This window comes from Paenibacillus sp. 01T442 (assembly GCF_056398345.1).
The window spans coordinates 1-15,414 of sequence record NZ_JBFTPF010000006.1 but is presented as its reverse complement, the minus strand read 5'-3'; the positions used below and the strand labels follow the sequence as shown (position 1 = coordinate 15,414).

8 protein-coding genes are annotated in these 15,414 nt (G+C 48.3%); all 8 read right to left on the bottom strand.

Annotation, left to right across the window (positions count from 1 at the left end; all coding sequences use genetic code 11):
• Positions 1-221: 221 nt before the first annotated feature.
• On the bottom strand, positions 222-2,396 hold the full coding sequence (locus AC1DLM_RS07755; RefSeq protein WP_477569612.1) for a glycoside hydrolase family 88/105 protein: 2,175 nt from the start codon (positions 2,394-2,396) through the stop codon (positions 222-224).
• 81 nt (positions 2,397-2,477) lie between these two features.
• Positions 2,478-4,034: an extracellular solute-binding protein gene (locus AC1DLM_RS07750; RefSeq protein ID WP_441987883.1), complete on the bottom strand. Its 1,557-nt coding sequence runs from the start codon at positions 4,032-4,034 to the stop codon at positions 2,478-2,480.
• Between the two features lie 179 nt (positions 4,035-4,213).
• On the bottom strand, positions 4,214-6,574 hold the full coding sequence (locus AC1DLM_RS07745; RefSeq protein ID WP_477569611.1) for a helix-turn-helix domain-containing protein: 2,361 nt from the start codon (positions 6,572-6,574) through the stop codon (positions 4,214-4,216).
• 72 nt (positions 6,575-6,646) lie between these two features.
• On the bottom strand, positions 6,647-7,513 hold the full coding sequence (locus AC1DLM_RS07740; RefSeq protein ID WP_056623712.1) for a carbohydrate ABC transporter permease: 867 nt from the start codon (positions 7,511-7,513) through the stop codon (positions 6,647-6,649).
• 55 nt (positions 7,514-7,568) lie between these two features.
• The gene (locus AC1DLM_RS07735) at positions 7,569-8,537 is read right to left on the bottom strand and encodes an ABC transporter permease (RefSeq protein WP_216626247.1); all 969 of its coding nucleotides are present in this window, start codon (positions 8,535-8,537) and stop codon (positions 7,569-7,571) included.
• A 329-nt stretch (positions 8,538-8,866) separates the two neighbouring features.
• Positions 8,867-10,399 (bottom strand): sulfatase family protein, encoded by a 1,533-nt coding sequence (locus AC1DLM_RS07730; RefSeq protein WP_477569610.1) that lies wholly within the window; start codon positions 10,397-10,399, stop codon positions 8,867-8,869.
• 7 nt (positions 10,400-10,406) lie between these two features.
• Positions 10,407-13,712 (bottom strand): glycosyl hydrolase, encoded by a 3,306-nt coding sequence (locus AC1DLM_RS07725; protein ID WP_477569609.1) that lies wholly within the window; start codon positions 13,710-13,712, stop codon positions 10,407-10,409.
• A 452-nt stretch (positions 13,713-14,164) separates the two neighbouring features.
• Positions 14,165-15,414, bottom strand: a 1,250-nt coding sequence (locus AC1DLM_RS07720; protein ID WP_477569608.1) for a hypothetical protein, incomplete at its 5' end; no start/stop codon positions are given.

The following is a 15,414-nucleotide window of genomic DNA, read 5'->3' as shown; positions in this document are numbered from 1 at the left end:
AGCAGCTTATAGACCTACCAACCCCCGGCCTCTAGTCCTAACTTCACGAAACTTTTCGACAGTAATCGGGATTATTATACAAATGTCGGATAAACAAAAAATGAACAAGATGGAATCTAGGTTTGTTCAAAGGTCTCCTGCTATTTACCTTGACTAGAAATAAAAACTAGCCCCACGATTTCTCGTAAGGCCAGCTTCACTTATCGTATATTCAGTTTTATCTAGACCTCCCCTGCAGCCAAATGGCGTTCCAACTGCAGCACTTCAATGCCAGCTAGCAAAACAATACCAATACCATGCGTATCGTTAAGCAGCCATGAGAGATCGTCCTTATAATAACCAACACTGTATGAGTAACCTGAACCGCGGCACACACCATACACATTGCCGAACTTATCGATAGAGACGCGGGCCATGCCGTTCCAGCCCTTATGGATCGCTGCGATATACTTCTCTGTATCTGTGATCCAGCCATATCTTACAGCGCGCGCATAAGCATACAAAAACATCGAGGTGCATGAGGTTTCTTCATATGAAGCCGGCTCCGTCAGCACTTGGTGCCACAGGCCGTTCTCCCCTTGCAGACGCAAGTAGCCTTCGCTCAACTCATTAAAGAACTGCAGCAGTTCGCCCCGCTGTTCATGACTTTCTGGCAGCACAGCCAACAATTCCGATAAGGAGAAAATGACCCAGCCATTGCCGCGGCCCCAAGCGATCTTCGTCGGCTTGTCGATACCGAAGTCATAGACGTGAGACATGATTTGCAGCTCAGGGATGTACAATTTCTTCTTGAACTGGATGAATTGGTTGGCTGCATCCTCCAGATAATTAATTTCTCCAGTCCGCTGGTAGCAGCGGCACAAGTACGGCACGCTCATGTACAAGTCGTCGCACCACAACGTCGCATTCGGGAAATCAACATGCTTCGGCTTCCGGTACAAGGAACCGTCAGGGAGCCGATCCTGTCTGTTGCTGATATAATCCGCAATCACATCCGCAATCCGCTCAGCGCCTTGAAGCGGCTGATCTTGCAGCGCAAGCAGCATCGTTGCACCGAACGAGCCGCAATCATCCAAGCTGTCCAGGGTAGCTAGTGTGTTCAACACACCAGAGGCGCCATATTGCGCTTTATCCCAATTGGCATAAGTGTACAGCCGCGTGCATGTTTCAATATGCTTATACACATACTGCAGCAAATCGTCACGACCAAGCAGCTTTCCGGTTTGGAGCATCCCATACAGCGTTACGCCAAGCGGATAGTTCCACTTGCCGAACAACGCATTCTCCGTGAACGGTCGTACCCACGTGTTCGGGTGATCCAGCCTCCAGAACGTTCCRCCCTCCTGCGTCTCCACCAAGGCAAGGAGCGAATTCTCAACATCAGGGATGGCTTCACCTGCAAGGAACGGACCCAAATATAGCCAAGCATCCTTAGCACCATGTACAGGATATGGTTCCACGAGCTGAACGCCAACCGATAGCGGATCCAGACGAAAGCCTGCGCCCCCGTTCGTTCCAAAACATTGCATGACAAGGTTATGCTCGCCGTACGCTACCTGCAGTTCAACACGGAAAGCGCCTGCTTGGCCGATTCGGGCTTGCAGTTCCCCGTCCACATAAATCGCAATGCTTCCTTCCGCATGACCGCTTAATTCAACCTTCCGCAGTTCAGACGAGAATGAACGCAGCTTCGTCCAAGCCATTGCATACTTGCCGTTCAGTTCTCCGAAGATGCGTGCAACAGAGGTCTTCGCCTGCTCGTCATCGCTCCATGCCAACTCCGGATACCATGCGACGCCGTGATCAGCCTCCGTGCTTCCCTCGCCGGGAAGCTCGCTCCAAACATGATCCTGCGGCGCAGAGTAGATCCAACCTTCGTGGCCGAATCGCTCGGGTGAAGGTGCCAGGAAATGCACCGGATTACTCTTATAGGAACCTGGCCCTAGAGAGCCGCCGCAGCCCGCTTCCGTTTTGGTAAACTGGAACACCAAGTGATTCCAGCCCTTATGCATCTGAATCGTAACGACCGTTCTTCGTTTCGGATTTAGTTCGTCTGCGATATTCGCTTTATAAATGGGCTGCCCGTTCGCATACAACATGAGCGGTCCGTAGCAATGCAAAATAAAATTGAGCGGCGTTTCCACATCACTCCAATATTGCGACCATGCATAGACGGTCTGTCCGTTCTGCAGTTCGGGGAAGCGTTTTACGAAATTAAAATCATAACTATAATCGTGGTTTTTCCTAATCCCGTTGGCACAAAAAGCCCGGTATGCCATCGGATGAGGCGGGTTGTTTCCTACATATCTGTCAGCTACTGTAGCTAAAATTTCGCTTACACGGTCTCCGCATTTCGTAAAAATGCTTTCGTTGATGTCGATGTAACGTTCCGTCATGGTCGCTTCCTCTCCCGTTTCAATAAATAAAGAGGCGGAGTCTCCCCGCCCCTTGCTAGAATTCATTCACACAACATGATCTTATTTTGCAGCGCCGCCGCTGCGTTTTTGATACGCTTCCGTCATTTCTTGGCTCATTTTCGCCAAATCAGCATCTGCTTTCGCTTTGGTAACGAAATCATCCCAAGCCGTAATCGGCTCGCGGCCAAGAATAATCTTCGTTTTCAAATCTTGCACCTTTTTCTCAAATTCAGGCAACAGCTTTTGCGCCGTCGGCGAGTAGAGACCGATACTGATATCGGCGACACTTGTTTTGGCACGCTCGTCTTGAATTTTCATGAACAAATCGTTGGCTTCTTTGGGGAAATATACCTTCGTGGAGCTCGCATAAGGATCCGCGACATAGACGATTTGGTTAAAGTCAGGACCGTTATCTTTCGCCAATTGTTCGGTGTTGATCACTTTTTGACCATCCTTGACCGTATGATCMACACCTTCGATACCGTATTGTTGAATCGCGAACACATCGTCGTTCATCCACGTATCTACCATTTTCAAGATGCGCTTCATTTTAGCTTCAGGTACGGATTTCGGAATAGAAACCATCCCGGAAAAACCAGGACCTTTCGGATTGTAGCCATTCATGTTGGTCAATGGATAGAAATCAGTCGGCTTCATATTCGGRTCGATTTTTTTGAGCAGTTCATAGTGATCGTTCATCGTACCCGCTTTATCCATGATGATGCCTGCTTTACCGCCGTTAAACAAATCAGAGGCCTGGGAAAGCTTCAATGATGCGAAGTCTTCCGGAAGCAGTTTATCTTTGTACATTTTAGTCAAATATTCAATAGACTTGCGAGTTTCCGGCAACAGCGCTGTATTTACAATTTTGCCGTCAACTAATTTCCACTTGTCGTTCTTCACGTTCGCGCCAGTAAAGCTGTTCTCGATTGTAGCCAGCGTGCCCATATCGGCTGGAGGTGTCATAAAGGCTGCGAGCGGAGTCGTATCATTTTTGCCGTTTTTATCCGGGTCTTTCTCCGCAAAGGCTTTCATAACGTCGTACAGTTCGTCAGTTGTTGTCGGCACTTTAAGTCCCAGATTGTCGAGCCAATCCTTGCGAATAATGAAGAAAGAATCAGCTTCAGCTGGACGCGGACGCGGAATGCCGTAATTTTTGCCATCCTGCATTTTAGTCAAATCCCAGGCTGTTTTGGAAACCTTGGAACTCAAGTTAGGGTAATCTTTGATATAGGGAGTCAAATCCCAGAAAGCACCTTGCGTTACCGCGTTGCGGAACACTGGCGTGAACGGATCGTTAATCGTAATCAAATCCGGAATATCGCCGGAAGCCAGCGTCACATTCAGCTTATCTGTATAGTTGTTGCCAGACACCCATTGAATTTTCATTTTAGAGTTCGTKGCTTTCTCAATCTCCTGCTTAATCTTGTTATCATCTGCTGCCGGAGACGGCGTAAGCAAGATCGTCATGATACTGACGTCTAGCGGTGCTTCTTTCCCGCCTGCTGCGCTGTTTCCTGTCGTACTCTTATTTCCACATGCTGCAACGAGACTAGAAATCGCCAACATAAGAACCATGGAACCTAGGACAACTTTTTTGCTTTTTCTTACTTTCATGAGTGATCCTCCCTTGTTATGAACTTCTGAACTTCTTCGTATCAATCGCTCCAACAGAGCACAAGGTAGACATTAGTACATTCCGCTTTGATCGACAATCGGACTTTTTTGTACGGCCATTTCAGCAGGTTTAGGACTATCTTGCAACTTGCACATCGATGCATAAAGCCAGAAAACCCTTATTCCGTGCGGTTTATCTCGCGAAACTGACTTGGTGTAATGCCTTCGTACTTTTTAAATAGCCGGTTAAAATAACTGTGCTGATAGCCGATGGCATCGGCGACTTCATTGATTTTCATATCGGTTTCAATAAGCAGCGACTTGGCGTTGCTGATTCGAATGTTCGTCAAGAAATCGATGAAATTAATGCCTGTGATCTGCTTGAATGCCCGGCTTAATGTATATGGACTGGTGCCAAATAAATCTGCGCACGATTCCAGCGACAGCTGCGTCATGTACTGCTCGCGCAAATGAACGATGACCTGTTCAATGATTTGTTTGAAGTGATAATCCTGCCGGGAAATCATCTCCTGCACGAAAACACCGATCACTTTGTGCTGGAACCACTTGAGCATTTCTTCTGGCTCTTTAATCTGCGCCAACTGCTCGAACAAGTTCACGCTGCCGAACAACTGCACCGGATTCATCCCGGATTGCAGGGATGCGTAGCGGATGCTCCCCAGAAGCTGAAGCATGCCTTGCTGAAGCATGAATTCCGTAGAACCATTGGCAGCCAACTCCTTCATGAACTGAGCGATAAGGTCGATGGCACCTGATTCCTGGCCGTTGCGGATCGCATTAATAATTTCTTTATCCAAGGTGAAGGGATAGCCCGTTTCCTTATAAACGTTTAACTTGGAAAGCTGTTCCGTCTTAATAATCTGATTCTCATCGAGCAGATCCCGATAGACCAACGCTTGCTTCACTTCCTCGAACAAATGTGGAATTTGTTTCACGTTGTGGACCCATTTACTGATCGATATGGTAACCTGCATTTTTAGAATCCCATTAATGGCCCGAATGATCTCTTGGCACACCTGCTCCAAATCGTCCTCGAGCCATGTCGACGGATGAGATAACGGAAAGGAGAGCAGGACGCCAATTGAAAAATTATGGAAATTAATAATCTCTGCCTGCTCATATTGGCTCCTAATCAACTCATCGATAATGTTGGACGCAGCGAAAGTTACGAGGCTCTCATCCCCCTGAGAGAACCTTCCCTCTAGGTTTGCGAAACCCGTCAATTGAAACACCAACGCAACAAATTGACGATCCTCCGTTTCCCAACCATATCGCTTCATCCGTTCCTTCATGTCGTTCTCTTGCAGGGAAATCAAGTAACCCTGTGCCAGTTGCAAGAAGAAGCCTTCACGCAAAAGCGGCATTTGCTCCTCAAGCTTATGACGCATCGTTTCGCTCTCTCTGGACATATGCTGCCAATGTTTCTCAATCATGGCGAATTCGTCTTTCACCTCATCGTTCTTTTCACCAGACAACAGCGTCATCAAACGCTGCACGGGATGATAGATCCGGCGGGATACGAACCACGAAAGCAGCAATGCAAAAAGCAGACCTGAGACGCTAATCACCAAGATCCATTTGGAAATGGCAATGACCGGCGCGGTAATGGACGATAGCGGCGCAGCAGAGATATAAACCCATTTTTGACCCAACCGATTAAAATGACCGTAAGAAACCGAGTACGAAATCTTGTTGTAGTCAAATAAAAACGATTCTGGTTTCGCATCTTTTACGGCCGCTTCGCCAAGCTCCATTTGATGCTTCGCATAAGCCTCTTTGAGCACGAGATCCAATTCCGATCCTCCGGCTCCGCTGCTTGATAAATTCCATTCGTCTTTCTCGTTGAACAACATTGTGACCCCCTCATCATAGGGAGTCAACGTTTTCAGCACCTTCAGCAGATTATCCTGATTCAATGTGGCAACAAGAGCACCGAAGGGCTCGGTGCTGTCGCCGGGGATTTTATTAATAATGGCAAGTCCCTGTTTACCTGTTCCTTGCGGCTTCCGTAACATCCAGAACATCGACTTATCATGCTGGAGCAAGTTTTCATAATTTTCGATGTCGGACTGTTTGCTGAGAAAAGTGTATCGTTCCGTTGAGAACACAAGCGGACGCGGCTTGTCCAGAAACAACTCCACCTTTTGCAGAAAAGGATGTGCGCTCTCCAGCGACAAGAGGGTCCGGTACATATCCTGGACCGTGTCGTAATTATAAGCAAAATTAATCGTTTTCAGCTTCTCATCGAACTTGGAATCGAACGCCCAGTGCGATACGGTCATTTCCAGAAATGCAAGCTGATCGTCAATATTGGCCGCCCGATTAGAAATTTGATTCTGGTGGAGCCCTTGCAGTTCTTTTTCCACGTTATTCGTTGCGATCCAATAAATGCTCAGACCGATAATCAATCCAGGAATACTTGCCATAATCAGAATCATGACAAGGCTCTTCCGGAAAAACCGCTTGTTATATTTATATTTCTGAATATAGCCGAGTGCATGTTTGAAGATTCCAGCCAAGATGTTCACCTTCCAATCACTAATATTCTACACGCTTCGACATCTTGGACTGGAATCCCTCCCCTCAGTGCTTTACCCCTTAACCGAGCCTACCATGGCTCCTTTAGCAAAGTGCTTTTGCAAGAAAGGATAAACCAGCAAGATCGGAACCGTCGCGACGATCACTGCTGCCATTTTCAACGTTTCAGATGGAGGAGGAACACTAGAGACATCCATCCGGAGGTCCGCATTATTAGCATTGAGCAAAATGTTTTGCAGCATAACCTGAAGCGGCCATTTGCTTGCATCGTTAATATAAATCAGAGCATTAAAGAACTGGTTCCAGTACGCGACTGCGTAAAATAATCCGAATGCGGCCAACGAAGGAAGTGACAGCGGTAAAATGATCCGGAAAAACGTCGACAGATCGTTACACCCGTCCATCGAAGCGGACTCCTCCAGCTCAGCGGGGATGCTGTCAAAAAAGCCTTTCATCAAAATCACATTCCAGCCACTGGCAAGTGCCGGTAAAATCAACGACCATAAGCTGTCAATCAGGTGCAGCTCACGAACCAACATGTAGTTCGGGATCATACCGGGATTAAACAAAATGGTGATGAGAATCGCAAGCAGAGCGAATCGTCTTCCGCGAAGCCTTTTTCTAGACAAAGTATACGCCAATGAAGCGGTAACGACCAAACTCAATGCCGTTCCGACTAGGGTTACGTAGACGCTCACACCGATCGATCTCGGGAAAGCGCCCGTCGCCATTAGAAATTTATACGATTCCAGCGACCACGTCTTCGGGAAAAGCACGAAGCTTTCTTTCAGATATTCCGTCGGGTCGGTAAAAGAAACGACAAACACATAATACAATGGAAAAAAAGTGATGATACCGACCAGCCCCAGCACAGCAATATTTGCTATGTTAAACAACCGGTTGCTCAGCCCTACTTTCATATAATTCCCTCCTAAGGACATTGCTATAGCTACGTCTTTCGATTAGAAGTGACGTTTAATATACGCCTTCTTCGCCCATCTTTTTAGAAATCCAATTCGCTATGACAACCAATACTAAGCCGACTATCGATTTAAACAAACCTGCAGCGGTACTGTAGCTAAACTCACCTTGCTGAATCCCAACCCGGTACACATAGGTATCGAACACTTCAGCCACTTGCGAAACAGCGCCATTGTACATCAGGAATACCTGTTCAAAACCGACATCTAACATATGTCCAAGCCGCAATATGAGCAGCGTGATGATAACCGTGCGAATCGCCGGGAGCGTAATGTGCCACATTTGGCGAAAACGTCCMGCTCCATCAATTTTGGCTGCTTCATAAACCCCTGGATCAATGCTGGCCATCGCCGCCAGGAACAGAATCGTCCCCCAACCACATTCTTTCCAGATGGATTGAACAGTAAGCATGGCCCAAAACGTATTGGGATTCGTTAAAAAGTCCATTCTAGCAAAGCCTAACCCTTCCAGCATTTTGTTGACCAAACCTTCTCCCTTGGCAAACAACAGGAATGTTAAGCCAGAGATGATGACCCACGACAAGAAATGCGGCATATACACGATCGATTGAATCACCCGTTGATACAACACGCTCCGCAGCTCATTCAAGAGCAGCGAGAGTACGATCGGCAGCGGGAAAAAGAGGACGAGATTCATCAGATTGATCGCCATCGTATTACGGAAGAGCAGCATAAAGTCCGGATTGGTGAAAAACCGTTGGAAGTGCTCGAATCCCACCCATTCGCTGCCGGTAATGCCGGCAAACGGAGAAAAGTTCTGAAATGAAATCACCACGCCCCACATCGGGACAAATTTGAAAATTAGAAAAAACAACACACCTGGCAACGCCAGTACATATAAATATTTGTCACGCCTTAAATCCCGTAAAAGACCTCCCTTGCGAACAGTTCGGGATTTCGCAGAATTGCCGGATGCTGCAGATTCTGGTTGTACCATTGCCATCCTCTCATTCCCCTTTCCAGTTATGTTATCGAATGTTATCAACTTAGACTAGTTTCATACCGTTTACAATCAGACAATATTGTTTGGGTACATGGCAATTTTGTCGCAACTGGAATGGGGATTGCGACTATTTTGCCGATTGAGACAATATTGTACAGTAGCCTAAGAATGGCGTCATGACGGGGAAAATGGCGTGCAAGGAGGGCCATACTGCTGGAGACTGCCACTCTTTAACGCTGAGCTCCCGTCCAAATGAAAAGGGGCAATCCCCCTCGTCATTGACGTGTGGGACAGCCCCTTCTTTCATTCAAGACGTTTAAAAAAGACGATTACTCCAGCGCCGCAAGCCCATGCCGGTCATAAAAGACCGGGCCGCGGGACCAGACGCAGGCCAAATGCATAAGCAGCTCACCGGTCATCCGTTCACGGATCGCCGCATACTTCTCATCGCCATATACATTGTGCCATTCATTCGGATCCGCAGCCAGATCGTAAAGCTCCCCTTGGAACTCGCCGATTCGACCGATCGCCCCTCCAAGCGTGCCTGGCATATACATGATCAGCTTGTAGTCCTGCTTTCTCCACATCAAAGCGGGAGCCGAATGATGCGGTTCCGTCCCTTTGCCATGAAACTCGCAGAAAGTCCCAAGACGCTTGGTCTCGCCTAGTAAATCGAGTCCGGGCAGCTGCGGATTACGTTGCGATCCCGCTACCTTCGACAAAGTCGGTACGAGATCCACCAGCTCAGCCGGACGATCGTCCACCGTGCCGTGCGCCACTTGCGGCAAATAGCTGCCGGCCAAGATCATCGGCACACGTACGCTGCTCTCGTACAAGCAGTATTTGCTGAAGCGGTGCTGCCGTTCGCCCATCATCTCGCCATGGTCGGAGACGAAGACGATCAGGGCATTGTCCAGCCGCCCGTGCCTCTCCAACTTCTCCAATGCTTGACCCAAATAATCGTCGAGCCAGGAACAATTGGCCCAATAGCGAAGCGTCGTCCGTTTGCGTTCCTCCGGTGTCATCGCTTCCCAGACATGCCGCTTCTCCCAATAGTTGATCTGACTGCTCTCATTAACAGCGTCCGTCGCGGCTAGATGTGTATCCTGCTCGAGCTCCCAAGGGGGTTGCGGGATATCCGGGATCTCATTTATATCGTAGAGATCCTCGAATTCCTTCGGCACATTGAAGCCGGCATGTGGCTTTAGAAAGGAAAGATATAGAAACAGCGGGCGCGACTCATCCAGCCCCTCGTCGATGAAATTCAAACATTGCTCCGCCACCCAGCCGTCACGGTGCCAAGGCGTCGGCACTTGACTCGTGCAGCCGATGTAGCCTTTCGAATTTTCTTCGCCACCGCCGTAGTCTTTCGTTTCTTCATAATAAGCAGCGAGTCCCTCCGGCTCGGCATCTCCCATCATGACGGCACCATCTTCGTAATGTCCACTATCACGGGACAGCCCGACGGCCCGGACCTCGAAACCTCGCGTGGACGGGACCTCAGTTTTTACGCCGTGATTCCAATGCGTTTTCCCGAAGCCTGCAGTTTGATACCCCGCTTGCCGCATTAATTCAGGGAGCGGATCGCTTGGCAGCTTATCCTCATCATACAAACCGCCGTGATTGGTCCGCACCCCGAGCTGCGATGGATAGTAGCCAAACATCATTGAAGTGCGACTCGGCACGCACATTGGCGCCTGGCATACGGCCTGACTATAAGTGATGCCCTGTGCAGTCAGCTTGTCGATATTCGGTGTATGGATATGTGAGTTGTATGTACCGATACAATCCCAGCGTTGCTGATCCGTCATGAAAAAAATAATGTTCGGTTTAGACGCAGCATGTTCTGTGTTGTGTGGCATAGACGTCTCACTCCCCTTCCTGGCTCTGGTAGGATCGCACGCGCTCAGCAGCGTATACTTGCTTCAGTTCGTGTTTCGCATAATCGAAATACTTCCCTTCCAGTAAACCGATTAACGTATTGGTCACGCGCACTTCAATACGATTCATACCTTCCGTCAACATGGATGTCTGGCCACGGAAGTGGTAGGGCATCCATGTGCGTGCGCCAAGGGAAACACCGTTCACCAGCACTTCAGCCACGTCGTGGAACTCCCTGTCCAGCCCTTCGAACATAAGTTCGAAACTCTCTTCCACTGGCAATCGTTCAAGCTTCAGCTCACGCTTAAAGCTCATGGTTCCGGCAAAATACGGATAACCCGCGTATGGACTCGCAGCGAGCGGCTGTACCTGAACAACCGGACGCTTCAAGATAGGACGTTGCTCCGCGTCAAATCCGGTTTGGAAGCTCCCTATTACATACAGTGCATCGATCAGGCCGTTCCAATCCTGCTCAATCGTAACCTCTACCGCAATTTCATTGACACCAAGCTTCAAATAAGCGGTAATCTCGCAGCCCACGTTCATAAAGTCATACACATTGTGTCGCGTAAAATCCGACTTACGGAGACGATGGCCGTTTATCAAAATCAATCCCTCACCAGAGATCGCGCCTTGGTCCATCACTAGGTGAACGCGATCGAGCGGCTTCTCCATAACAAAGGTTGCCGTATAGTTCGCCTGTAGTGGATACGCTAGCTGGATGCGCATCGGCGTCCCAAACAACTGGCTCATGTTCACTGGCAGTTTCGTCGAATCAGCAAGGTCGGCACACTGATCAATGAATGTCTTCACTTGTACCTGTGGAAGTGCGTCCTGTGCACCTGCTTCCGAGCTGTTCACACCTTGCACGGATAGGCGGAAGGTATCCAAGCGTACCGCATTATCTTCATCGGTCTGCATCGTCCATAAAGTTGAGTCGGACGCATCGATTTTGAAAGTCCATGGTTTGCTTTCTGTGACTGCAAGAGCTTTGCTGCGTGTGATACGGAACAGTCTGGATTCGTACCCACCGAGCAGGACTGGCAATCTCCAGCCGTTGACGAGGAGCTCAGCCTCAACAGGTGCCTCGTCACCGCGATCTAAGGATAGCTCAGTAAACTGAGCGGCATTCACGTCATTTTCCTCCCAAAGAGCCGTGGAAATTTGTAAAGACAAATCACGTTCCGCCTCTTCCTGATTGCTTACGAAAACAAGGAAGCTGTCCGCGTCAATCCGGCGCGTTTGCATAAGAATACTGCGCCCGCCGTATGCCGGGTTCAGTTTCACAGCCAGCGGCTGTAGCTCTTCGAGGAGCGCTGTCATGCTGCCCAGCGTAGCAGCTTCGTCAGCCGACGCCGCGAACGGCAAGTGATATGCGCTCCCTGTGCCTTTGGACCACGACAAGGCCGATCCGGCTTCTTCGTTCCAGAAATGCTCGGCGACAGGCTGTGGCAAACCGAAAGTACTCGCCGTTGAAGCTACGTCCCAGCCGTTTACTTCAATCGCGTGGTACGGCAATTGCCCCATGCTGATGACCGTTCCGCCTTGCGCAAGGAATGCATCCAGCTTCGCCCATGCGCCGCTCTCCAAATTAGTTATTGGCGGCACAATCACGATTGAATAGCTGGCATTGCCAAGCAGAATCTGACCATTCTCTACTACGGCTTCCGCTAGCAGTTCCGTATCCAGATGGTCGTAATCCCTGCCACTGTAGGTCAACTCGTTGCAAATGCGTGTCCACCACGCTTTCAAGTCGCTAAGCTTAAGCTTCTCATCGGCGTTATTGCCACCGTAATCAAAATGGTGGAAGGGATTGCCCATGTGTGCCCAAAGCGAGGTTGTCGGTTGAAGCACCGCTGTTCGAATGTCTGCTTCACCGCAGCTCATTACGTAGCTGATCCGACCGACATAATCGCCGAGTTGTCTAAAATGCGGCCAATACGGATTTTGCAGGAACTGCGACGGCGGCGCGTCATGCTTCATCAACGCATCGAGCGTATAGAAAAAAGCATGGAAGTTAAAGAAATTCGTGCCTTGCGCAGCCATACGGTCGATCATCCACTTGGCATCCTGAAGCGTCATCGACCATCCTACACTATGGAAGCACTCAATCAAATTGCGCTCACGACCGAATTGACGGGCAATGGAGCTGACCATTTTGGCACTCGAGCGAAAGCTTTCCGCCTGGTTATTCAAAATCCAATCCAGCGAACGTCCGAGCTTCTCATGTGCGGTATCGCCTCCAGGCACATGGCTGTATCGCTGTGTCGTATGCCGCACAGAAGGCACCTCGGTCACGTACTGCAATCCGTACCGTTCGCACCAGTCGTGCACCTGTTTATGGTAAGTGCTGAGCAGCAGCTCATGAATAGCTTGATAGTAATCATAACGAATACGAGCTGACTGCTCCCCTTCTTCATACAGCAGCGCATGAAGGTGCTCTCGCAAATCATAGCCGTTGCGTTCCAGGAAAAATTGCGGCAGCCTCGGAGACCACGGCAACTTGCCCAACAGCCCGATCTCGTCGGTAAACATGCCTTTAATCGTACCGCCAAAGTATTCACCCAGATGCTGTGCGTACTTATCGTGGGTCAATCGAATAAATGTTGCCATCGCTTCATGATTGCATGGATCGACGAACGTACCGTAGTATTTGAAATCTTCGATTTCCTTCTCCTGCATAATCAGCACTTCCCAATCGCCTGTAGGCGCCGTCCATTCCATTTTCTGAACGGTGCGATACGTAAAGAACCGCTTTTGGTTGTAAGCCGTCAAGCCTGCTTTCTGAAAAATCGGCTCCGCCTGGAAGTTCCCGATCGACGAACGGACGTCTATCGCCATATTCCACAGCTTAGCGCCCTCCGGACTGAGCGGAATCGCTTTTGCATATAAAATACGCGCCCACGGCAGCTCCATGGACAAGTGCTCTCCACCTTGCACCCGCTCTGCTCGATGCTCGAGTGTGTAGTGTTTAGCTTCCGGGTGCGCAAGCGTCACCTCACCGCCMGCGATCCCGCTCGGATATGGGTACTCGTCATAGAGCCACACCTGCAAATTGCGGCGCTCCGCCGCTTCAACCGCTACGCGTACTTTTTGAAACCAGGCATCGGATAAGTAAGGTACCTCAAGCCCCTGTCTCGCACAGACGAAAAATCCCCCCAACCCCTTGTCCGCCATCTCATCGATCTGATAACGAATCTGTTCATCGTTCATATCTCCATTCCAAAACCAAAACGGATGAATCCGGTAAGTCGCTTCCGGCTGTGCAAATGATTGCATCGTAAACTGGGCCATGTAAGCTCATCTCCTTGATAAGTGAATAACTACTTCCTTCTATATAAGCACTATATAGGAAGTCACTTTGCCCTAACAATCGCACTATTTTGACACTGTGCATTTCCGCCTGCAACTATCTTGTCGGGTTTGCACATCCTTGCGAAATCAAGATAAATCACGGTCGGCTGACGTCAAAATGGAGATAAAAAAACAAAACACCGCAGTGTTTTGTTTTTTATTTAAACGCATATAGACTTATAGCATCTCAGAATGAAATTACTTGTTAAAATATGATTCAAACAGGTTGTTGGCGATTTTCCCACTAGCAACTGCTTCCCATCTGTGTAACCTTCTTCTCTTCCAAATAATTCTTTGATCAACCTAAAAGCTAAGAATCCAATCATCCACGATGACCTTTTGCAAAAATCGACTTTTTGCGAGATTCCTGTGCTTTACTTTCCGTATTTTGTTCATTCCTGTAACGGTTTATCCGGTACCCAAACGATGCCACTATAAGTTGAAATATGATACCAATTGACCCCCTCTGGGGAAATCCACTTTTCAAAAGATAGGACTTCCTGATCTTTGAAGGTGCCTGCTTGATGGAGAACTTCTCCTGTTCGTGGAAAATAGTAGGTTTTAGTTTCTGAGGTTAATTTTACTTTCTCTTGTGTTATTGTAATGCCTTGTGGTCGTTCAAATGGTGCTCTATCCAGATTGACCACTTTCCAACCGAATGGGGTTTGGATACGTGCCCAACCTTCATTTATTTTGTCAGCTACATATGTTCCCGGCTGTAGCCAATTTTGTAAATTAATACTTGCGTCACTGTCGATGTCGAAATAACGTGTGGCGGTTCGCAGGGTGATCTTTTCATTATCTAAGTCGGTTTGCATTATCGGACCACTCTCAGATTCAAATAGGGGAAACGATTTAACCCATTTAAAAGTTCCATCCTGTAATTGAATCTTGAACCATCCATAAATTTGAGTCTTCATGTTGAAAATGGAGCTTGCAACCGCTTGAACTATTCCAGGAGTTGCTTTCACTCCTTTTCCCTCAACTTCATAGGGATGATCATAAAGCAATTCGTTCCCAGTCATTTTAACGACTCTGTCAGTTGATCTCTCCACATGCTGAAAGTCTTCAGGGATAAATGGATCAACAATCCACTTCTGCCCCTGTTGTTTAGTAGAAATTCGATACCACATTGGAGCTTCCAACATTGCCTTTCCTGTATGAGCCCCTTTGTATAAATAATTATAAACGGCTGTTACATGCACTTTTTGTGGTGATATTATATCTTTAGGTGGTTCGGCTTTGGAATAAATACCGACATCGGGTTGGTCATATAACTTCATATCGTCAACAAGGGTAATGTCCCTATCTTTTTCCCAATAGCCGCCAGCAGTAATTTTGTTATCATCCTCGATCCATTTTTCTCCCATCCAGGTTTTTATACGTATATAATCTTTACCTAGGATGCTTGCTAAACAGTTCGGTTCATTCAGAGTACAAGCCACTTCTACCATCTGCATACCAGAAATCGAGCCTACGATAGAATTTGGATTTCTATAGTCATCTAGCAGTTTCGTCTCCGATAGAACAACCAACTGTCTATTTGACATCAAATCGATTGTCGCCGCAGCTGAGGTGCTTAAAAAACTGAACCCACCGTAAAATACTAACACCGCCAGTGCAAACTTAGCCGCCTTTTTCA